19 protein-coding genes are annotated in these 21,488 nt (G+C 70.7%); 2 read left to right on the top strand and 17 right to left on the bottom strand.

Annotated features, from left to right (window positions below; translation table 11 throughout):
- Positions 1-228: 228 nt before the first annotated feature.
- Together HDC36_RS04165 and HDC36_RS04160 are read right to left on the bottom strand one after the other, a co-directional pair.
- Positions 229-1,944, bottom strand: a complete 1,716-nt coding sequence (locus tag HDC36_RS04165) for an ABC transporter ATP-binding protein (protein WP_179564676.1) — start codon at positions 1,942-1,944, stop codon at positions 229-231.
- A 156-nt stretch (positions 1,945-2,100) separates the two neighbouring features.
- Complete coding sequence (locus tag HDC36_RS04160; RefSeq protein WP_179564675.1) at positions 2,101-3,159, bottom strand: serine kinase; 1,059 nt, start codon at positions 3,157-3,159, stop codon at positions 2,101-2,103.
- 202 nt (positions 3,160-3,361) lie between these two features.
- Between HDC36_RS04160 and HDC36_RS04155 the strand changes: the two genes are divergently transcribed.
- Positions 3,362-4,858, top strand: coding sequence for a radical SAM protein (locus HDC36_RS04155; RefSeq protein WP_179564674.1), 1,497 nt, complete (start codon positions 3,362-3,364; stop codon positions 4,856-4,858).
- Positions 4,855-6,135 (top strand): nucleotidyltransferase family protein, encoded by a 1,281-nt coding sequence (locus HDC36_RS04150; protein WP_179564673.1) that lies wholly within the window; start codon positions 4,855-4,857, stop codon positions 6,133-6,135. The genes HDC36_RS04155 and HDC36_RS04150 overlap by 4 nt, the downstream gene beginning before the upstream one ends.
- A 96-nt stretch (positions 6,136-6,231) precedes the next feature.
- Here HDC36_RS04150 and HDC36_RS04145 read toward each other — a convergent pair whose 3' ends face one another.
- The 15 genes from HDC36_RS04145 to HDC36_RS04075 all read right to left on the bottom strand — a co-directional run bounded on the left by HDC36_RS04145 (position 6,232) and on the right by HDC36_RS04075 (position 21,249).
- Positions 6,232-7,338, bottom strand: coding sequence for a glycosyltransferase family 4 protein (locus tag HDC36_RS04145; protein WP_179564672.1), 1,107 nt, complete (start codon positions 7,336-7,338; stop codon positions 6,232-6,234).
- Positions 7,335-8,459: a glycosyltransferase family 4 protein gene (locus HDC36_RS04140; RefSeq protein ID WP_179564671.1), complete on the bottom strand. Its 1,125-nt coding sequence runs from the start codon at positions 8,457-8,459 to the stop codon at positions 7,335-7,337. The genes HDC36_RS04145 and HDC36_RS04140 overlap by 4 nt, the downstream gene beginning before the upstream one ends.
- 26 nt (positions 8,460-8,485) lie before the next feature.
- Entirely contained in the window at positions 8,486-9,997 is a 1,512-nt protein-coding gene (locus HDC36_RS04135) for a radical SAM protein (RefSeq protein WP_179564669.1), read from the bottom strand.
- A 23-nt stretch (positions 9,998-10,020) separates the two neighbouring features.
- Positions 10,021-10,719, bottom strand: coding sequence for a class I SAM-dependent methyltransferase (locus tag HDC36_RS04130; protein ID WP_179564667.1), 699 nt, complete (start codon positions 10,717-10,719; stop codon positions 10,021-10,023).
- Positions 10,716-11,948: an amidohydrolase family protein gene (locus HDC36_RS04125; RefSeq protein ID WP_179564665.1), complete on the bottom strand. Its 1,233-nt coding sequence runs from the start codon at positions 11,946-11,948 to the stop codon at positions 10,716-10,718. Before HDC36_RS04125 ends, HDC36_RS04130 begins: the two co-directional genes overlap by 4 nt.
- A 3-nt stretch (positions 11,949-11,951) precedes the next feature.
- Positions 11,952-12,800, bottom strand: a complete 849-nt coding sequence (locus HDC36_RS04120) for a class I SAM-dependent methyltransferase (protein ID WP_179564663.1) — start codon at positions 12,798-12,800, stop codon at positions 11,952-11,954.
- A gap of 138 nt (positions 12,801-12,938) precedes the next feature.
- Complete coding sequence (locus HDC36_RS04115; RefSeq protein ID WP_179564661.1) at positions 12,939-13,796, bottom strand: Wzz/FepE/Etk N-terminal domain-containing protein; 858 nt, start codon at positions 13,794-13,796, stop codon at positions 12,939-12,941.
- Positions 13,793-14,977 (bottom strand): hypothetical protein, encoded by a 1,185-nt coding sequence (locus tag HDC36_RS04110; RefSeq protein WP_179564659.1) that lies wholly within the window; start codon positions 14,975-14,977, stop codon positions 13,793-13,795. The genes HDC36_RS04115 and HDC36_RS04110 overlap by 4 nt, the downstream gene beginning before the upstream one ends.
- Positions 14,974-15,915, bottom strand: a complete 942-nt coding sequence (locus HDC36_RS04105) for a glycosyltransferase (RefSeq protein WP_179564657.1) — start codon at positions 15,913-15,915, stop codon at positions 14,974-14,976. Before HDC36_RS04105 ends, HDC36_RS04110 begins: the two co-directional genes overlap by 4 nt.
- Complete coding sequence (locus tag HDC36_RS04100) at positions 15,915-17,168, bottom strand: O-antigen translocase (protein WP_179564655.1); 1,254 nt, start codon at positions 17,166-17,168, stop codon at positions 15,915-15,917. The genes HDC36_RS04105 and HDC36_RS04100 overlap by 1 nt, the downstream gene beginning before the upstream one ends.
- Complete coding sequence (locus HDC36_RS04095) at positions 17,165-18,280, bottom strand: DegT/DnrJ/EryC1/StrS family aminotransferase (RefSeq protein WP_179564653.1); 1,116 nt, start codon at positions 18,278-18,280, stop codon at positions 17,165-17,167. The genes HDC36_RS04100 and HDC36_RS04095 overlap by 4 nt, the downstream gene beginning before the upstream one ends.
- Positions 18,277-19,212 (bottom strand): GNAT family N-acetyltransferase, encoded by a 936-nt coding sequence (locus HDC36_RS04090; RefSeq protein WP_179564651.1) that lies wholly within the window; start codon positions 19,210-19,212, stop codon positions 18,277-18,279. Before HDC36_RS04090 ends, HDC36_RS04095 begins: the two co-directional genes overlap by 4 nt.
- Positions 19,199-20,158, bottom strand: a complete 960-nt coding sequence (locus HDC36_RS04085) for a hypothetical protein (protein ID WP_179564649.1) — start codon at positions 20,156-20,158, stop codon at positions 19,199-19,201. The genes HDC36_RS04090 and HDC36_RS04085 overlap by 14 nt, the downstream gene beginning before the upstream one ends.
- 4 nt (positions 20,159-20,162) lie before the next feature.
- Positions 20,163-20,828 (bottom strand): acetyltransferase, encoded by a 666-nt coding sequence (locus HDC36_RS04080; RefSeq protein WP_179564647.1) that lies wholly within the window; start codon positions 20,826-20,828, stop codon positions 20,163-20,165.
- A gap of 4 nt (positions 20,829-20,832) precedes the next feature.
- The gene (locus tag HDC36_RS04075) at positions 20,833-21,249 is read right to left on the bottom strand and encodes an FdtA/QdtA family cupin domain-containing protein (protein WP_004425725.1); all 417 of its coding nucleotides are present in this window, start codon (positions 21,247-21,249) and stop codon (positions 20,833-20,835) included.
- Positions 21,250-21,488: the final 239 nt, after the last annotated feature.

Below are 21,488 nucleotides of genomic sequence, written 5' to 3'. Positions count from 1 at the left end.
GTCGTTCAGAACGCCGCTCCTGGCGGCCAAGTGTCCGCCCTGCCCCTGCCTTGCCGCCATTGCCTGTGACGGCGGCGCGGCGCGCATCGCGGCGGTTCGGCGAGCAGCCGGCGCGCATCGCTGTCGAAGCCATGGACGGTAGACTGTTCCGCGCAAGTCGGCAATACGGGCGACTGCGTTTCCCGGCGCGGCGCGCCATCGCGGATCGCGCCATGGATGCGGCCGCGGTCAGTGCGGCTGTGGCTGCGCCATCGGCAATGGTGCGGAAGCCGGGCGCGCCATGTGCAGGCAGCGGTCGGCCACGGCGGACAGGCTGGTCCGGTGCGATACCACGACCAGCGCGGTGCGCGGCAGGCGTTGCCGCAGCGTCGCCAGCACGTGCTGCTCCGAGACCGCGTCGAGAGCGCTGGTGGCCTCGTCGAGCAAGGCGATCCGCGGTTGCCTGAGGATCACCTGCGCCAGCAGCAAGCGCTGCAGTTCGCCGCCGGAGAGTTTGGCGGCGGCGCTGTTCAAGGTGGTGTCCAGGCCCTGCGCGCCAGTCTGCAGGCGCGCGGCCAGGCCGACGTCGCGCAGCGCCTGCCACATCGCCGCTTCGCTGGCGCCCGGCTCGGCCCAGGCCAGGCAGTCGCGCACCGTGTGCTGCCACGGGCGCACGCTCTGGCCGACATAGGCGCCATGCCGCACCAAGGCGCGGTACGCCGCGAAATCCAGCGTTTGCCCATCACATTGCGCCGCGAACACGCGAGGTTCGACCATGCCGGCGAGCACGTCCATCAGGCTGCTCTTGCCGGCACCGGAGTGTCCGCAGATCAAGGTCATGCTGCCGGGCGCCAGGATCAGTTCGCCGATCACGACCGCGGCCAGCGGCGGCGCCAGGCCGATCCTGTGGATCCGCAACGGGCCATGCATGGGCGCGGCCGCGTGCGGCGTTGCCGGTGTCGCCCTCGCCGTCCCCAGGCCCACATAGTGCTGCCACAGCTCCAGCGCCGGTGCCGCCGAACGCAGTTGCTGGAAGCTCTGCCGGGTCGAGACCAGATACGGCAGCAGCCGTCCCAGCAACAGGCCTACGGTGATCAACGCGCCGCGGTCGATGCCGTGCCAGAAGCCGGCCAGCAGCATGATCGCCGCGATGGCGGCGACGGCGCTGAGTTCGAGCAGCAGCCGGCCCGAGGCGACCAGCGCCTGTTGCCGCCAGTAGCCATGGCTGAGCCGGCTGGAGATCGCGTCGTAGCCGCTTTTCTCCAGGTCTTCGCGTTCGAACGAACGCACGTGGCGCAGGCGCCGCGGGAAATCCTCGCTGAGCCAGAACAGCCGGGTCATGTCGGCGACGTACTGTCGGCTCACCCGCGCCTGTTCGTGGCCGGAAATGCGGAACGCGAGCACGGCCAGGCCCAGCAGCGGCGGCAGCGCCAGCACCAGGGTCGGCGACACCAGGAAGGCGATGCCCAGGCTGACGCCGGCGGTGATGGCGGCCACCAGCAACTGCAGCAATGCGCTGAAGCCCTGGACGATGATCTCGATGTTGTAGGTGAGGACGTTGGCGATTTCCGCCGAACTGGCATCGGCAAGCGCCGGTAGTGGCGCGTCGAGCAGGCGCGCGTGCACCATGCGGCGCAGGCGCGCCGCATGGCCGCTGGCCAGGTCGGCGGCCTGCCGCGCGCCCGTCCAGCGCAGCAGGGCAAAGCCAACGCTGGCGACGACGAAGATCGCCGCCTGGGCGAGGACGCCGTCGGGCAACGCGAGCACGCGGCCGCCGAGCGTCAGTGCATGCCCGGGTTGCACCAGCGGCACCAAAGCGACCGTGGCGACGCCGCCGGCCAGCGCGCAGACCAACGACAGCACGACGTAGACACAGATGCGCATCCGCTCGCCACGATCCAGGGTGGCGATGAAGGTACGCAGCAGCGGCGCCGGGTCGGGCGCGCTGTGGCGGTGCGCGGTCATCGGTGCCGGCCCGGGGACGGCGCCCGTTCGCCGGTCAGCGTGGCAGGCTGCGGCGCGCCAGCATGCCGCGCCACTGCGAGCATGGTGCCGCGGCCGCCCTCGCCTGCGCGCGACGTCGCCGTTCTCATGGCCAGCATACGTTCGTCGTCGCCGCACTCATCGCAGCAACTGCAGCACGGCGTCGACCGAAGCATCAGGATGCGTGCCGCGTTGCAGTTCGTGCACGCCCAGTCGCTGCAGCTGGCGTGCGAACAGCGGCCATCCCGGTTGCGCGGCGGCATAAGGCTGGTCGGCGGTCAGGCGCTCGAGTACCTCGGGCTCGGCAATGGGCCGCAACAGCTGCTGGGGATCCGCGGCAGCCGTGCTGGAAACGAACACCGCACCGGCAAGCTGCAACGGCGCGGGCGCAAGACAGGCGCGACCGTTGCGGATATCGACTTCGTGCTTGACCGCGCCGCTGCGGCGCCGGATCGTCGGCGCGGCGGCGATCCAGGCGCGGGTCCGCGCGTCGACCAGTCGCAGCAGATCCGGCCGCAGGTGCAGGAAATTGCCGATGCCGGTGGCGAGCATGCGCTGCGGTTCGACGAACAACGCGTCCTCGGCGAGGAATTCCAGGCCGCGCAGCAGGCTGTGCAGGGCCAGCGTGGACTTGCCCGCACCGCTGGCGCCGAGCAGCAGCACGCCGCGCCCGCCGGCGCCGACGCAGGCGCCGTGCAGCGGCACCAGGCGCATCGCGCGCGCCGCCAGCACGAACACCGCGAACTCGATCAGTTCGTAGCGCACATGGTAGGGATGGGCGAGCATGTCCTCCGACACCACCAGCAGCGCCCTGCCCTGGTCCGGCATCAGCACCATGTAGTTGTCGGCGTCGATGACCCCGCACAGTACGCCGGCGCCGGAATGGGTCTGCACCGGCGGCGGCTGCAGCGCGAAGACATAGGGGGCGTCGTGGCGCGCGACCAGGTTCAGTTCGATATGAAAGTCGGCCGCCTCCGGCAACTGGTGCGGCGGTACGCCGCCGAACGCCGCTTCGACCAACTGCAGCAAGGCCTCGCTGTTGCTTTCGAAGCGGAAGCGACCGCCCAGCAATTGCTTGCTGAGCACGTGGTCGCGCCGCAGCCGGTCGTGAAACGGATCGGCGGCGACGCCAGCCTGCGTTGCGGCAGTGCTGGCCGCAGGCTCCCAGCGTTGCGTGCGCATGGTCGAGAGCTGCATCGGGGATGGGTCCGTGGGGTCGATGCGCGTGAGTGCGTGCAGCGGCAGGAAAGGTTGCGCGGGTCATGCGCGACGACGCGCCTGCGCGGCGTGCACAACCAAAGACGGCGCCGGCGGCACTTACGGCACGGCCACCTGTGCGCGGCCACTGCTGCATGCGCCGCGGCATCCGTTGCCGGCGCCGAACGAGACCCTTCCGCCGATGCCAAAGATCCAGGTCAGCCACTCCTATTTCCTGCGCTACGACCCCAAGCAATGGGAGCGCGGAAAGCCGTATCCGCCGCTGGCCACACTGCAGGTGGCCACGCTGCTGCGCCGGCACGGGCACGAGGTGACGCTGTTCGACGCGATGCTGGCCGACGGCGTGGAGGACTACCAGGGCTCGCTGCGCGCGGCACAGCCGGACCTGGTGGTGTTCTACGAGGACAACTTCAATTTCCTGACCAAGATGTGCCTGAGCCGGATGCGCGAGGCCGCTTGCCGGATGATCGCCGAGGCGCGTGCCGGCGGCAGCCGGGTGATCGTGGCCGGCTCCGACGCGTCGGACCACCCCGAAGCGTTCCTGGCCGCCGGCGCGCACGCGGTGCTGATCGGCGAAGGCATCGCGCCGCTGCTGGAACTGGTCGAGCGGCTGCAGCGAACGCCCGACATCGATGCCGCGGCCTGGGTGGCGGACGTGGCCGATGTCGCCACCGCTGCGCTGCCGCAGCTCAAGCGCGCGCAGATCGGCGCGCGGCCGCCGGATCCGCGCCTGTCCGGGCTGGCCGCCTGGGACCTGGTCGATATCGAGCGCTACCGGCGCCTGTGGCTGCAGCGGCACGGCTATTTCAGCCTGAACATGGCCGCCTCGCGCGGCTGCCCATTCCGCTGCAACTGGTGCGCCAAGCCGATCTGGGGCAACCACTACAAGCGCCGCAGCGCGCCGGAAGTGGCCGCGGAAATGATCCATCTCAAGCGTGCCTTCGCCCCCGACCATATCTGGATGGCCGACGACATCTTCGGCTTCCACATCGAGTGGGTGGAAGAATTCGCCGCGGTGCTGGCCGCCGCCGATGGCTCGATCCCGTTCACCATCCAGACCCGCGCCGATCTCGGCAGCGAGCGCATGGCCGCCGCGCTGGCCCGCGCCGGCTGCGCGGAAGCGTGGATCGGCGCGGAAAGCGGCAGCCAGCGCATCCTCGACAAGATGACCAAGGGCACCGCGGTGGAGGACGTGATCGCCGCCCGCCAGCGCCTGGGCGCGCACGGCATCCGTGTCGGTTTCTTCCTGCAGCTCGGCTACCTGGACGAGCAACTGGACGACATCCTCGCCACCCGTGCGCTGGTGGCGACGGCGCGTCCGGACGACATCGGCGTCAGCGTGTCCTACCCGCTGCCCGGAACCAAGTTCTACCAGCAGGTGAAGAACCAGCTCGGCCGCAAGACCCATTGGCAGGACAGCGACGACCTGGCGATGATGTTCCATGGCGCCTACGACTCGGAGTTCTACCGGCGGGTGCGCGATCTGCTGCACCGGCAGGTGAACCTGCAGCGCAGCGAGGCCACGCGGCCGGCGCAGGACTATGCGCAGGACTGGGTGGCATTGGATGCGCAGTGGGACGCATTGATCGCCAGCGAAGGCCGGCACCGGACCGACGCCGCCCTGCCGGCCGCAGCCACTGCCTCCGACCGCCGCATCCCGCTGGTGCAACGCCAATGACCGCGCAGGCGACGCCGCAAACGCATGCGCCCTCCTCCGCCGATCCCTTTGCCGAGCGTGCGACGCAACCTGCGTTGAAGCATGTCGGCACCGGGTTGCGGCTGGCGACCGAAACCCTAGCGCGCGAGCTGGCGCGGCCGGGCAACGCGATGCCGCAGTGGGACCGGCTGCAATGGCAGCTGGCCGCGGCGGCGACCGCCGCGCACGGCATCGGGCCGTTGCTGAGCCGGCTGTCGGTATGGCCCGATCGCGACTGGAGCGCGTTCCTGGCCGAGCAGCGCGAACACGTCGCCCACCGCTACCGGCGCATCGCCGCGCTGCTGGAGCGGATCGATGCGCTGGCGCAGGCCGCCGGCGTGGCGATCGTGCCGCTGAAGGGCGCGGCCTTGCACGCACAAGGCCTGTACCTGCCTGGCGACCGGCCGATGGCCGACATCGACCTGCTGGTGCGCGCCGAAGATGCGGCACAGGTGGGTGCGCTGCTGGAAGAGCTCGGCTACGTGGCCGAGTTCGCGCAGTGGAAGCACCAGACCTTTCGCCCGGCGCAGGCGCACTCCGTCGCCAGCCTGGGCGAGCATCGCGACACGCCGATCAACATCGAGCTGCACCTGCGCATCCAGGAGCGGCTGCCGCTGGCCACGGTCGATATCAGCGAGCGGATATTCCCGCGCGACAGCCGCCCGGGGCTGAACCCCTACCCGTCCAACGGCGCGCTGATGAGCCATCTGCTGCTGCACGCGGCCGGCGGCATCTGCAGCCGCAGCCTGCGCTTGATGCATCTGCACGATATCTCGTTGCTGGCGACGCGGATGAGCGGCAAGGACTGGCGGGTGCTGTGCGACACCGCCGATGGCGCGGCGTGGTGGGCGTTGCCGCCGTTGCAGCTGGTGCTGCGCTATTACCGCACGGCGATTCCGAAGACGGTGCTGGCGCAGCTGCGCGCGCAGTGTCCGCCGCTGCTGCGGCTGGTCTCGCGGCGGCTGGACCTGACCCGCGCCTCGTGCTCGCAGCTGTGGCTGCCGGCGCTGCCCGGGATCGAGTGGGCGCGCTCGCTCGGCGAGGTCGTGCGCTATCTGCGGCAGCGGCTGCAGCCTTCGCAGGAAAGCCGGCAGGAACGCGCGGACATGATCCGCACCCAGCTGTGGCTGCAGGGCCAATCCTGGGTCGCCCTGCCGCAGCGTCGGCGCGTGCTGCTGCGCCTGCTGCGTCCGGTGCCGCGCATGGATACGTTGTATGCGGTGCGCAGTGCGCTGCAGGGATATGCGGCGGCGCGTTGAGTGATGTAGCTCCCTGTAGGAGCGGCTTCAGCCGCGACAGGCAGTGCCGGAAACGCTGTCGCGGCTGAAGCCGCTCCTACAGGGAAAACGTTATGTTCACGCGCGCGCCGGGCACAGCCGGCGGTAGATCGCGCCGAAGCTGCGCACGGTGTGCTCGGCATCCTCGCGCACCGCGCGGCACTGCGCGGACCAGGCCAGGCGCAGGCGCAGTTCGTCGTCGGCCAGGACCTGGCGCAAGGCTTCGGCCAGACCGGCCCAGTCGCCGGTCGGCACTGCCAGCGCGGCCGACGGCGCCCATTCCAGCAGGTGCCCTACCCCGGTGCCGACGGTGGGCACACCGGCCACCGCCGCTTCCAGCAGCACCATCGGCCCGGCCTCGTGCAGCGACGACAGCACCAGCAGATCGGCGGCCTCCACCAGCGGGCGCAGTTCGCGCTGGGTCTTGAAACCCAGGAAGCGCACCTGCCGCGAAAGCCCCAGTTGCGCGACCAGGCGCTGCATCTCGCCGTCGAGCGTGTCGACGCCGACGATGTCGATCCGGAACGCGACCCCGGCACGTGCCAGTGCCGCCAGTGCGCGCAGCAGCGTCGGCTGGTCCTTGACCCGGTTGAGGCTGGCGACGTGCAACAGCTGCGCCGTGCCGCCACCGCGCCGGCGCGGCGCGCGCTGCGGCCAGGCGCGCAGGTCCACGCCCAGCGGCACGCGTTCGGCGGCGATGCCCAGCGCCTGCACTGCCTCGACGATCGGCGCGCTGGCCGCGGTGACCGCGTCCGCCAGCCGCAGCACCAGCGCTTCGCGCAGCCGCCCTTGCCATTTGCGCCGCCCGCCATAGCCGATGGCATGCAGCGCGACCAGTTCGCCGCCGGCGATGTGCACCAGGCTCGGCCGCCGCAGCAAGCGCGCGGCGGCCACCGCGATCAGGCTGCAGTGGCCGGAGAAGATCGATTGCACCAGGTCGAACGGCGCCCGCCGATGCTCGGCGCGGATCGCGGCGACCGCGCGCAGCCGGGTGCGGCCGTCGCCGATGTTGTGGATGCGCGCGCCGAGCAATTCCCAGCACGCCGGCGCAGGCTCCTGGTGCAGCACGAACACATGCACCTCGTGGCTGCGCGCCAGGCGCTCGATCAGGGTCAGCAGCACCGGGATCACCCGGTACTCGCCGCTGCGATCGACTCCGCCGGGCACCACCAGCGCCAGCTTCATGCGTCGCTCCGCGCTGCTTGCTCCAGCAACTGCGCATAGGCGCGCGACCAGCGCCGGCCCACCGCCGCGAACGACAGCTGCGCATCGAAATGGGCCCGGACCTGCGCCGGCGACGGCCGTTCGCTGGCGGCATGCACCAGCGCCTCGGCGAGCAGTCCGGCATCGCCGCACGGCCACAGTTCGCCGACGCGGCCGCAGTCGGTGAGCGCACGGAACGACGGGATGTCGGTCAGCACCGGCAGCGTGCCGCAGGCGAACGCTTCCAGCGCCGCGTAGCCACAGCTTTCGGCCAGGCTGCCCGACACGAACAGATCCGCCGCGCGCATCAGCGTCTGCACCTGCGCGTGGTCGACCTTGCCCAGCAGATGCACGCGCCCGCGCAGACGCGGATCCCGCTGCACGCGTTGCTCGACCGCTTCCAGCAACGGCGCGCTGCCGAACGCGCAGAACAGCTGCAGTCCGGGCAGCCGCGCGGCGGCGCGGGCCACGCCTTCGAGTACGGTCAACGGATCCTTGCCGGCGCTCAGGTGCCCTACCCACAGCACGCAGGGCGCGCCATGCAGGCCGCTCTCGCGCCGCGCCTGATCCCGATCGCCGGGGGTGAAACGACAGCTGGATTCGGGGATCGCGAACAGCCGGGTGGACGGCGCGAACAGACCGGCATGCACGAACGTTCGCGCCAGATCCAGCGAGGTGAAGGCGATCCCCGCTGCGGCCGCGTACCACTGCCGCCACTGCGAACGGCGCCACCAGCGCGGCGGGCGATTGGCGTGGTCCTGCAGCAGGATCGGCACCTGCGGCAACTGCCGCGCCATCGCGCAGGCCTCGCGCGCGAACTCCAGGCCGTGCACGTGGACCACGTCGGCGCCGATCGCGTGCACGATGCCGGCGATGCGCCGCGCACGGCTGCTGGTGCCGGCGTTGCCCGGATCGGTGAAGTGATACTCCAAGCCGTTGCGCAGCAACTGCTCCGATGCGTCCGCGGCCTGGATCACCGACACGCGAGTGCCGGCGCTGGCCACCGCTTCGGAGATGTCGGCCAGCGACGGCCAGTGCGCGAACACCTGCGCCGGCGCCAGTCCCGGCGGCGTGCGGACGAAATTGATCTGGGCGACGTGCATGGGTTTTCCGCTGGGGGGCGACACGCCTAGATGCCGGAGACCTGCGGCCGGCGCAGGCGCACCAGCCAATTGGCCAAGTTCAGCTCCCACGGCCTGTCGTAGCGTCGGTAACGGTAGCGCCATGCGGCCATCGCGCTGAGGCCGCGCTTGGCCCAGCGCGGTGAGCGCAGGTCCTGCGCGGTGGGATAGCGGCAGCCGAGCACGGTGACGAAGTCGCGGATGCGCTGGCGCAGCGCGTCGTCGAGCCAGGGCGCATCGGCATGGCAGGCGTAGTCCACCCATTGCGGCTGGGTCCACTCCTCCGGCGTGCGCGGGAACTCCACCGGCGCACCGTGCAGGTCGCGCAGCGGCATCGATGCGCGCTTGCCGCGATCCTTTTCGTGGCGGCTGGCTTCCGGCAATGGCGTGTACACGTAAACGATGATTTCCGACTGCGGATTGATCCGCTTGAGCTCGCGGATGAACTCGAAGGTCTGCTCGGTCTCGTGCGCGGTGTCCTGCGGTGGCGCGACCATGAACGACAGTTCCGGGATCACCCCGTTGCGCCGGCACAGCTCGGCCACTTCCAGGGTCTGGTCCGGGCGCGTGCCCTTGCGGATTTCCTTCAGCATCGCCCCGCTCGGCGATTCGGCGCCGATGTAGGCCATGCGCAGCCGGCTCTTGCGCACCAGCTTCCAGGTGCTCTCGGACAGGTTGAGCAGCGCGTCGGCGCGCGCATAGCACCACCAGGGCATCTCCAGCTTGGCCATGACCTCCAGCAGCGGGATCATCTCCGCCTCGCGGTCGAAGAAGTTGTGGTCGAAGAACTGGATCGAATCGGCGCCCAGTTCCTCTTTCAGGTAGCGCAGCTCGCGCTCCAGCCGCGCCGCGGTGGGCAGCGCGGTGGCGCCACCGAACATCGCCGCCACGCCGCAGAAGGTGCAGCGGAAACGGCAGCCCAGCGCGGCCTGGTGCGACGCGGTGCGGCGGCCGAGAAAGCTGCGGCCCAGGTACTGGCGCGGGTCGCCGAGCTTCGCGTACGCCAGCGCCGGCGCCGCCTCGCCGCGGCTGAAACCGCGATTGCGGTTGTGCACGATCGCGCCGTCCTGTTTCCACGACAGGCCCTCGATCTGCGCCAGGCCGGGGCCTTCGCCGCGCAACGCCGCAACCAGTTCCGGCAGGGTGTCCTCGCCCTGCGCGCGGATCGCATAGTCCACGTACGGCGCGCTCAGCGCGGTGTCGGTGTACAGGGTCGGGAAATAGCCGCCCCAGACGATCGGCATGGCCGGGAAGCGTTCGCGGATCGCCGTGGACAGCGCGATCGACGGTGCGATCTGCGGCCCGCCCATGACGCTGATGCCGACCGCGTCGTAGCGTTGCTCCTGCAACGCCTGCAGCGCGCTGTCGATGAAGCCGCGATCGACGTTGCCGTCGATGATGCGGCTGTCGCCGCGGCGGTCCAGCGCCGCGGCCAGGTTCAGCAGCGCCAGCGGGAAGCGGGCGTTGCCGCGCGAGGTGATGGTCGGATTGACCAGCAGCGTGTTCGGTGTGGAAGGCATGGGAGGAGACCGCAGGACGAGGCTCACGGCAGGCGCCGCAGCCGGAACACCAGCGCCACCGGGACCTGCAGCGCGGCAGGATCGAAGTGCGCGCCGGCGGGAATGTCGGCAGGATCGAGCATCGGTTCGCATACCGCCTCGATCGCCAGCCCGAGCGCGGCGCAGGCCGCATGCCAGTGGCTGTAGAGGTGCTGGGTATGGCGCACCGCGTAGCGTTGGCCAGCGGCCTTGAAATCGCGCTTCCAGCCCAGCGCGTGGCCGATCGGGTGCACGTCGCTGCACAGCACGCTGCCGCCCGGGCGGGTGGCGCGGCGCAGTTCGGCCAGCGCCGGCAGCAGTTGCGGCAGATGCCCCACGACCAGGGCGCAGATGCTCAGGTCGGCGTCGGCATCGGCCACCGGCAGCGCGTCCAGGCTGCCTTCGCACAGCGTGTAGCGATTGCCGACGCCGGCCGCATCCAGTTCGCGTGCGGCGCGGCCAAGCATCTGCGGCGACAGGTCCACGCCGGTGGCGTGCGCGGCGTGACGCTCCAGCGCATGCAACAGATAGCGTCCGCTGCCGCAGCCGGCATCGAGCACGCGCTGGCCGTGCAGCGCGGGCGGCAACAGCGCCAGCATGGCGCGCTGCTCGGCCTGCATCACCGGGTTGTGGGCGTGCGCCGGGTAGCTCGCCGCCCACAACGCATAGGCCTGGACCGGATCCAGGATCGGCACGGCGCTCATGCGCGGCGCGCCTGCAGCGCGGACGGCGCGATCGTGCGAAGCGCAGCGCCGCCTTGCAGCTCCAGCCCGGGTTCGAGCGCGAGCAATGCGGGGTCGGCCAGTTCCGCGGCCAGCAGCTTCGGCACGCCGTCCAGCGTGACCGGCACCGCCGCCACGCCGGTGGCCTCGAACCAGTCGGCGAAATCGGGATCGGCGATGCGCGGGCGGCCATCGCGCACTACCGCACGCAGTTCGCTGCGTGCCAGCCCGACCAGGCTATGCGCCGGATCGCCGCCGCGGTCGCCGACGATCAGCAGGTCCGCGGCGCTGCCGACCGCGAGACTGCCGCGTCCGGGCAGGCGCAGGATGCGCGCCGCGGCGGTGGTCGCCAGTGCGAGCGCCTGTCCGGCATCCAGGCCGTTGGCGGTGGCCACCTGCAGTTCCTCGAGCAGGTCGCGCGCGCCGCTCAGGCGCGAATCGCTGCCCAGCGCCAGGCGCCCGCCCGCGTACAGACGGCGTGGATCCAGCGTGCGCCCCAACAGCGTCAGGTTGCTCGACGGGCACCACACCACGGCGGCGCCGCAAGCGAGCACGCGCTCGATGTCGGCCGCGCCGAGGCCGACCCCGTGGATCAGCACGCTGTTGGCGGCCAGGCAGCCGCGCCGGTCCAGCTCGGCCAGTTCGCCAGCGGCGACCGCATCGGTGCCCTCGGCCAGGTGGATCATCCACGGGCGGTCGGCGGCGGTCGCGGCGAAGCTCTGCGCCAGCGGCGGGCCGTAGTCGGGGCCGTGCAAGGCGTAGCTCCAGCCGAACTCGCGCAGCAGCGCGACCGGGAAGTCCGCCGCGTCCAGTTCGGCATGCCACGGATCGTGGTGGGCGACGCAGGTGACACCGGCGAGCAGGTTCTTCAGCGCGCCGTGGCGCAGTCGCAAGGCTTTCGGCAGTTGCAACGCGGCGGCGACGGCGGGATCGCGGAAATGCGCGGCGAACGCCTCGATCCACGCGTAGCTGTTGGCGAACGGCGCGGTCTGCGGCAACGGCGGCACCGCGTTGACCTGCAGGTGCTCGTGCGCATTGAGCAGCCCCGGAAACACCAGGTGCCCATGCAGCGCGACCCGGTACGCCGCAGTGGCCGGCGCAGCGGCGATGCATGCGCCGCGCAACCCCAGGGACGCGCGTATCGCGCCGGCCGGCGTGGCCAGGCGCGCGCCGTGCAGGCAGATCTCGGCAGCAGCGGAAGGCATGCGCATCGGTCAGCGCTTGCGCATCACGATCAGGAAGTGATCGCCCATGTCGCGCAGCAGCGGCCAGCCGCCGATGCGGTCGTCGAGCCGGCCCAGGCGCTCGCCCCAGCGCGGGTGGCGCCGGTAGTGGTCGACCAGGTACGGCGGCGGCAGGCACAGGCTGAGCGCGCGGTAGGAGTCCAGTTCGAAATGCGCGGAGAAGGCGCGGTAGAACTCGCGTGGCAGGTAGTACCAGGTCCAGATCGTGTGCCCGTTCATGCCCACCGCGGTGACCCCGCGCGCGCCACGCACCGCGGCGCGGCGGAAGCGCCCGCGCAGCGCGTAGTGGCCCACTTCCCACGGGCACAGGCGGCCGATCACCGAAAACACCAGGCGCCCGTCGCGGCGCAGCAGGCGCGCGCATTCGGCGGCGACCGCGGGCAGATCCGGCGCGCAGTTCAGCGGGCCGAAGTTGGAATACATGCCGTCGAACTCGCCGTCGAGGCGGTCCAGTTGCTGGATGCCGACGTGCGCCGCGCTGAGCCGCCCCTGCAGCGCCGGGTCCTGCGCCCGCTGCCGGGTGCGCGCCACCATCTGCGGCGACCAGTCGGTGGCCAGCACGCGATAGCCGCGTTGCGCGAACTCGTGGGCGTCCAGGCCGGTGCCGCAGCCCAGGTCGATCAGCCGAGCGCCAATCGGCAACTGCGCGGCCACCGTGTCCCACAAGGTGGTGCGCATGCGCTGGATCAGCTCGTTGTTGCCGCGCGGGCCGTCGTAGTCGGCGGCGACGCTATCGAAGGCGCGCTGGGTCTCCAGCAGCAGCGCCGGATCGATCGTCGCCGCGCGCGCAGCGGCGCCGGGCTTGCCATTCGCAGTCACATCCACTCTCCACTCGCCTGCCGTCGTCGTCGGGAATTGCCGTGCCGGCCGCAAGCGCGGATCGCACGGTATGCCAGTGAGTGCGGGTGGCGGGCGGTTTGGTTGAATCGCCGTGAGCGGCGTCGTGCGTCTTCGCGCTTATGCGCCGCTGCCGGCCGGCGCGGGCTGCGGCATGCGTGCGGCCTGCCGGCGCCGCAGCGCGTTGCGGACGATCGCGGCGAACACGCCAAGCCCGACGCCCAGCATCAGCCCCACCGCCAGCACCAGCACCGGATTGGGAAATGCCGGGCGTTCGGGCACGTAGGCCGCCCATGGCGCGGAGGTGTCGTAGGTATAGCGTGCGCCGAGCCGGGCGAGCAGGTCGTCGCGCTCGGACTTCAGGCTGCGGATGGTCGCGTTCTTCTCCGACAGCAGCATGTTGCCGAGCAATTGCTGCTCGACGCTGCCCTTGCCCTCGGCCTGCTGTTGCAGCAGGCGCGCGCGCTCGGCCTGGGTCGCGGCGAGTTCGCTGCCGATGTCCTGCAGGCGTTCGCGCGTCTGCTGCATCGGCACGGCCTGGATGCGCCGGTGCAGTGCCTGCAGCTGCGCCGTGGTCGCCGTGGCCAGGGCGCGCGCCTGCTGCGCCGAATCGGCACGCAGGCTCAATTCGATCAGGTTGGCATAGGGATCCGGGTCCAGCTTCAGGCTGCTGCGGTACAGCGCGGCCTCGCGCCCGTTCAACGGCAGGCCCAGGCTCTGCAGCACCTGGTCCTGGAACAGCCGGGTCTTGATCCGCTCGATCACGCGCTGGAACGGCTCCAGCTTGGGGTCGCGCCCGGCCGGGGTCGGGCCGAATTCGCCGACCTGCACCCACGCGGTGGCCTGCCACTGGCGCGTGGCGCCATGCAGGAAGGCGAACGCCAGCGCCAGCGCGGCGAGCAGCGGCAGCACGCACCATCTCCACTCGCGCCGCAGGATCCGCCACAGGTCGATCAGGTAGATTTCGTCTTCTTTCATGGCAGGGCACTTCCCGGAGAAAAAGGTGGCGACGGCGCCTGCCCCGCCCCGCCCGGCGCCGACAGCGCCGCGCGGCGGTTCGGCAGCAGCGCGCTGCAGGCGTGCAGGACCAGGCACAGCGCGATGAAGCCGGCGTTGGTCCAGGTGAAGGCCTGCGGCGCGAACGGCGACATCAGGCAGGCGTAGGCGATGCGCAGGAACACCAGCAGGTTGAACAGCGACACCGTGCTGCCGAGCAGGCGCACGCTCCACAGCAGCGCCGCGTACAGCGCCAGCATCGCCGCCAGCGCGGCGCCGGCGCCGCCGGCCAGCAGGAACGGGAAGAATTCGGTGCCGACGTTGATGTTCGGCGCATCCAGCGGAATGCCGGTGCCGGCGGTGGCGATCGAGCCGCTCAGCGGCACCAGCTGGTTGACCAGGAAGCTGGCGTTGACGTAGTCCTTGGCCAGCATCGCGCCGAAGTTGTACGGGCCGGCGCCGATGTACAGCAGCAGCCACTTGATGCCTTGCGGCGCGGCGCGGTACAGCGCGCCGAACGGCAGCGTCACCGAATCCAGCGACCCCGAACGCAGCGTGCCCAGCAGCGAGAACGCCGCGCCGCCGGCGACCAGCAACGCCATGATGGCCTTCCACGGCACCGGCCGCGCCGGATCGCGCCGCAGCAGCAGGAGCAGCGCGAAGCTGAACAACGCGGCGAAGATGCGGTTGCGGTCGATCACCAGCACCGGGAACACGAAGCCGGCGACGATCATCGCGTTGCGCAGCGTCTTGTCGCGCACGCACAGCAGCGCGATCGGCGGGAGGATCCAGCACATGTTGGACAGGTGCCGCACGTGCGAATGCAGCGGCGTCAGGTCGGCATACGCGGAGGGATTGGTGAACAGCGGGATCGGGAACAGCGCCAGGTCCAGCACGCAGAACACGCCGACCAGCGCGGCCAGGCACAGCGCGACGAAGGCCTCGCGCGTGCCGGCATAGCGGCGCGCGCGAAACGCGGCCAGCGACGGCAGGCGGATGCCGTGCAGCGCATCCAGCAACAGCGTCGCGGCGGCCGCGGCGGCCAGCAAAGCGATGCCGGCGGAGTAGCCGGGCGGCAGATCGAAGCTGAGCAGGGTCAGCGCGCAACTGAACAGCAACGGCAGGCCGAAATAGCTCGACGGCAGGCGCAGCAGGCGCTTCATGCGCGCTCCGCCAGCGGCGCCGCTGCGGCCGGCCGCAGGCGTGCCAGCAGCGACAGCCAGGCATGCGCCAGCAGGTGGCCGCCCAGCGCCGCCGGCTGCCGCCGCAGGAACGCGATCTTGGCCGCGATGTAGTGCGCCTGCGCATGCAGCAGCGTGCGGCATGGGGGATCGAACAGCGCGGCGCGGCGCAGCGCCACCTGCCGCGACTCGGTCAGATTGGCCAGGCGGCTGGGCAGGTGCCGGGTCCTGCTGGCGTTGGCGCCATGCAGCCGGTACGCGCAGACGCCGACGTCGATGAAGCCCAGCGCGTCGCGCGCGACCAGGCGCAGGAAGAAGTCCCAGTCCTCGATGTGCAGCTCTTCGTCCCAGGCCACGCGCGCCTGCAGCGCGCTGCGCCGCACCAGGGCCACCGCCCCGCTCACCGCCCAGTGCCGGATCACCGCGCGGCGGATGCCGGCGTCGCTCAGGTACAGGCGTTTGTCCACGCCGTGCAGGTCGCGCATGCTGCTCTGGTGCAGCAGGCGCCCGTCCGCGTCGACCACGACCGCATCGCCGATCACCGCGGTCTTGTCCGGCGAGGCGCGCAGATAGGCGACCTGCGCGGCCAGACCGCCCGGCAGCAGATAGTCGTCGCTGGCGCCCAGGCGCAGGAACTCGCCGCTGGCCATCGCCACCAGGTGGTTCAGCGTGGCGGCGATGCCGCGGTTCTCGCGCGGCCAGAACCGCACCGTCAGGCGCTGTCCGTGCAGCGCGATCCACTCGGCGATGCGCGCGGCGGTAGCGTCGCTGGAGCCATCGTCGACGATCACCAGTTCCTTGTTCGGATACGGATCTTCCAGCACGCTGTCCAGGCAGCGCTGCACGAAGCGTTCGTGGTTGTATGCCGGCACCAGCACGGACACCAGCGGCACGTCGTGATGCGGTCCAAGTTCGGCCATCAGCGCAACCCTCCCAGATAGCGCCGCACCACCACGACGTTGAACGCCAGGTACAGCGCATAGTTGACTGCGAATGCGTAGGCCGCCCCGATCAGGCCCATGCGCGCGGTGAACAGATAGACCAGCCCCAGATAGCTGGCGGCGAACACGCATTCGGAGATCACGAACAGCCGCGTCATCGCCTTGGCCAGCATCAGGTACGACAGCACGAACGAGGCGATCTTGATCACGTCGCCGACCAGCTGCGGCGCGTACAGCGGCGCGGCGGCGGCGAAATCGGCGGCGAACAGCAGCCGGGTGAGCCAGTCGCGGCACAGGTAGATCGCCGCGGCCAGGGCGATCACCGCCGGCAGCACGTAACGGTAGGCGGTGCGCAATTCCAGCAGCAGCCCGGCGCGATCGCGCAACGCCGCCAGCTTGGGCAGGTAATAGACGTTGATCGCGGTGGTGAAGAACAGCAGGTAGGCCTCGGAGACCTTGCTCACCGCCTGCCAGTAACCGACCTGCCGCCAGCCGAAGGTCTCGGCCAGATGGTCGCGCACGCCGATGTTGACCAGCAGCGGCAGCAGTGCCGAGGTCAGCGTCATCACCGAGAACGCGGCCAGGCGCCGGGTCATTTCCGCATCGAAGCGGATGCGCAGCATGTCGCGGCGGAAGTATGGGCTGCGCCACAGGGCCGGCAGGCCGGCGCACAGCCACAGCACCTGCCCGGCGACCAGCGCCAGCAGCGCGCCGTACAGCTGCAGCCAGCGCGACAGCCACAGCACCACCAGCACGCTGAGCACCGAGCCGGCGACCTGGATGAAGGCCAGTCGGCGCACGTCCATGAAGCCGTTGACCACGGCCAGGATGTAGTTGACCAGGGCGATGCCGAGCTGGGCCACGGCCAGCACGCAGATCAGGCTCTGGTACTGCGGATCGCCGAGCAGGCGCTGCGCGATCTGGCGGCTGAACAGCAGCGCGAGCACGCCCATCACGCACGCGGCGCAGCAGGCATAGCCCAGCGCCGCACCGAGCAGCCGCGCCAGTGTCTGCGCATCGTCGCGGTACTCGGCCACGTACTTGACGATGCCCGCACCGATGCCGCCGCCGGCCAGCACCGCCAGCAGCGACATCAGGCTGGTGAACTGGCCGAGCCGGGCCACGCCGGCCGGCCCCGCGTAGACGGCGACCAGCTTGAGCACCAGCAACGCGGCCAGCAGCTTGGCCGCGGTGGCCGCGCCGCTGTACAGGCCGCTGCGCAGCACGTTCATGCCGCCACCGCCTCGAATTCCAGGCAGGCTGCGATCACCTGTTCCACCGCATCCGCGTCCAGGGTCGGCCCGATCGGCAGGCTCAGCACCTCGCGGTGCAACTGCTCGCATAGCGGCAGGCTGAGTCCGCTCAGTGCGGCATAGGCCGGCTGCCGGTGCGGCGGCTGAGGATAGTGCACCAGGCAGTGGATGCCGCTGGCCAGCAGATGGCGCTGCAGCGCGTCGCGCCGAGCGCAACGCACCACGAACAGATGCCAGGCGTGGGCCGCATCGTCGGCCACCTGCGGCAACTGCAGCTGCGGATGCACGATGCCTGCGCGGTAGCGCCGCGCCACATCGCGGCGCAAGGCGATGTCGGCATCCAGGTAGCTCAGCTTGACCCGCAGCAACGCCGCCTGCATTTCGTCCAGGCGCGAGTTCACGCCTTGCACCAGGTGCCGGTACTTGATGTCCGAACCGTAGTTGCGCAGCATCCGGATCTGCGCGGCCAACGCGGCATCGTCGGTCGTCACCGCGCCGCCGTCGCCGAGCGCGCCCAGGTTCTTGCCGGGGAAGAAACTGAAACCGGCGGCGTCGCCGAAACTGCCGGCGTGGCGCCCGTGCCGGCGCGCGCCGTGCGCCTGCGCCGCGTCCTCGATCAGCAGCAGGCCGTGCTGTCGCGCCAGCGTTCGCAGCGCGGCCATGTCCGCCAGCTGGCCGTACAGGTGCACCGCCATGATCGCCCGCGTGCGCGGGCCGATCGCGCGTTCCACGCTGGCCGGGTCCAGGTTGAAGCTGACCGGGTCCGGCTCCACCGGCACCGGCAGCAGCCGGTTCTCGCTGATCGCCAGGAAGCTGGCGATGAAGGTGTTGCCCGGCACGATCACCTCGTCGCCGTCGCGCAGCCGGCCCAGTTCGCGGTAGCCGCGCAGGATCAGGGTCAGCGCGTCCATGCCGTTGCCCACGCCGATCGCATGTTCGGTGCCGCAATAGCCGGCGAATTCGCGCTCGAACGCGTCCAGTTCCGCGCCCAGCACGTACCAGCCCGAGTCGATGACCCGTGCCGCCGCGGCCTTCAGTTCGTCGGCGTAGCGGGCGTTGAGCGCGCGCAGGTCCAGGAACGGCACGCTCATCGCAGGTCCCAGGCGTAGAAATCGTGGACCACGCCGCGCGCGCCGAAGCGCTCCTTCTGCGTGACCAGGCCGTCGTTGAGTGCCTGGCCCTGCTGCTCGGTGGAAATGCCGAGGCTGAAGTAGTCGCGCTGCGCGTAGCGGTCTTCGATCAGCTCGGCCAGCAGCAGACTCAGCGCGTCCACGCGCCGGCCCTGCTCGGAGCAGGCCAGGTACTGGGTGTGCACCACGCGGCCGAAGTCGTACAGCAGCGTGCCGGCCAGCAGCGTCTCGCCATCACGCACTTCGTACAGCACCAGGTGTTCCGGGAAGCGCCCGCACAACAGGCGCAGTTCCTGCAGGCTGTGGGTGGGCGTGGCGCCGTGGCGCTGCAGCACTTCGCTCAGCAGCGCATGGAACGGCGCCGGATCGTCGCTGCGCTGCACGCGCAGGCCGGCCTTGCGCGCCTTGCCGACCGAGCGCCGCCGTTCGGCGGCGAAGCGCGGCGGCTCGCGCAAGGCGATCGCCGAAGACAGGTCGCGGCGCTGCAGGCGCGCACCGAGCCGATGCAAGGCGTAAAGATCCTCTTCCGCAGGCGCGGCATGGAACAGGTGCGGCACCGCCTTGTAGAGCAGCTCGCGTACGCCGCGGGCGCGGTAATGCGCGGCGATCTGCTCGAACACGTCCAGCGTCGCCGCCGCGCGCAGGGCATGCGCGGACAGCAGCCCGGCATAGCTCAGCCCGGCATGGCTGACCACGCGCGTGCCGTCGATGTTGGCCGGGAACGCGGCCACCAGCGCACTGCCGCGTTCGACCAGCAGCGAGGCGTCGACGAAGCGCTCGGCGTGGTAGTCCATGTAGCCGCGCCGGTGCAGCAGGTTGCCGTTGCGGGATTCGGCGATCAACGCGTCCCAGGCCGGCGCATCCTCGGCGCGATAGGGCCTAACCGAATACATCGCCGCTCCCCTCGCCCGCACCCTGCGCAAGCGGCGCCACCGCCACGCCGAAGCCGTCGCGGCCCATGTCGTTGCCGTTGTAGAACATCAGCACGCGGTCGCGGTGCCGGATCAGCGCCGGATAGCACAGCGTGCGCGCGTCCCAGCCGCCGGGCGAAAGCGCCAGACCGAAGGCGTCGTCGCAACGCTGCCAGTGGCGGCCGTCGTCGCTGCGCGCCACGCCGGGGAAATACGCCCCATCGACGTTGCCGCGGGTGAAGTACATCAGGTAGCCGCCCTGGTGGCGGTACACGCGCGGGCGGCCGATGCGGTATTCGCTGCCCTGCGGTTGCAGGCACGGCGTGTCCTGGCGCGGGATCGCCTGAAGGTCGTCGGTCTCGGCGTAGCGGATGTGGTAGCGCGGGAACGGCGTGCCGTCGATCCATTCCCAATCGTCGCCGACCGCGTACCACAGTCGCCAGCGGCCGTCCTCGTAGCGTGCCGAATGCACTGCGGCGATGGTGCTGCGCCCGGGCGCACGGTCCAGCAGCGGCGTGTCCTGGCGCCGCTGGAACGTCTCGCCGCCGTCGCTGGACACCGCCAGCCCGGTGAAGGCCAGGAACTTGGCCTTGGCCACGCGCTGGAAACCGACATAGAACATGTACAGCCCGTCCGGCGCGGAGACCACGTCGCCGAGGATCATGCCGTTGTCGTCGAAGCAGCCGTCGCGGCCGATATCCAGCACCGGCGTGGCGCTGACCCGCACCACCCGGGTCGGGTCGTCGCCGCGCACGTCGACGTAGCCGATGCGGCTGATCCCGGCGTCGTCGCGGAAGCCGGCGTAGACGCGGATCAGCTCGGCATCCAGGCGATGCGGGGTCGGCGTCAACGCCGAATGCCGCATCCAGCCGCCGACGCCGTCGCGTGCGGTGGCGAACGCCAGGCCGCGTTTGCTCCAGTCGAACATGGCGTCAGAGCGTCACGTCGAAGCTGGACTTGCCGGCCACCGCGCGCGCCGGCGCGCCGACGTAGACCCGGCCCGGCTCGGTGTCGCGGGTGACCAGCGCGCCGGCGCCGATCACGTTGTCCGCGGCGACCTTGACCCCGTCGCTGAAGGTGGCATTGACCCCGACGAAACTGCTCTGGCCGATCTCGCAGTAGCCGGAAATCACCGCATGCGAGGCGACGAACACATGGTCGTGGATCACCGTGCGGTGGCCGACGTGGTTGCCGCTCCACAGGATGCAGTTGTCGCCGATGCGGGTGAACGGCTGCACCACATTGCCTTCGAACACGAAGCAGTTCTCGCCCAGCTGCGCATTGCGCCAGACGAAGGCGCGCGAACTGACGTAGCTGGCCAGGCGATAGCCGCGGCGCTTGGCGTCGAGGAAAAACCGCGTGCGCAGGCGGTTGAGGCCGCTGGCGGGAATCGCCACGAACGCCTCGACCTCGCCTGGCGGGTACAGCCGTTCCAGCTCCTCGTACGCCACCACCGGCCGTTCGGCCAGGGTCGGCGCGGCGATGTAGGCGCGCTCGGCGCTGAAGGCCAGCACCTCGTAGTCGCTGTCGTGGCTGAAGTACTCGCAGGCGATCTGCGCCAGTTCGCCCGCACCGATGATGACCAGCGGTTTCGCCATGGCCCTACGCCTCCTGCCTGCGTTCGCCCGCGGCTTCGCGCAGGAACTCGTCGTAGTCGAGGATGTAGTCGGCCGGATCGTAGGCCTGGTCGGCCAGCACCATCAGCACGCAGTCGGCGCTGAAGTCGTACAGGTCGCGCCACACCATGCTGCCGAGCAGCAGCCCCTGGCAGGGGTCGTCGAGCACCACCTGCACCGGTCCGCTGCCGTCGTCGAGCAGGAACGATACCGAGCCATGCAGGGCCACCGCCAACTGATTCAGATGGCGGTGCGCGTGCTGGCCGCGGTGCACACCGTGCTTGGTGGCGAACAGGTAGTACACGCGCCGGATGTCGAAGGGCACGTCGCGTTGCTGCTCCAGGGCCACGAGCAGACCGCGCTCGTCGCCGTGCGTACGCAACTGGATTCGTTCGATTGCCATAGTGTGTCCGACACGGACTCCGACGCGGAGTTACCAGGCTGAGTGCCGCCGGCCTGCGGAAAGGTTGCGCCATGCCATCGCAGCGCGATCCGAAGGTGACCGCCACGCCGACGCAACCTTTTGCCGCGCCCCCGGCACCCATCTGCGACCACCACTGCGCCAGCCGTTGCGCTGCCCGCCGGTGGCGCAGCACGACGCCGCGAACGGCAGCGCGCATTCCATCGACACGACCTGGACAG

It is taken from the genome of Xanthomonas sp. JAI131, assembly GCF_013410075.1.
Taxonomy (GTDB): domain Bacteria; phylum Pseudomonadota; class Gammaproteobacteria; order Xanthomonadales; family Xanthomonadaceae; genus Xanthomonas_A; species Xanthomonas_A bonasiae.
This window is presented reverse-complemented; position numbering and strand designations above follow the sequence as displayed.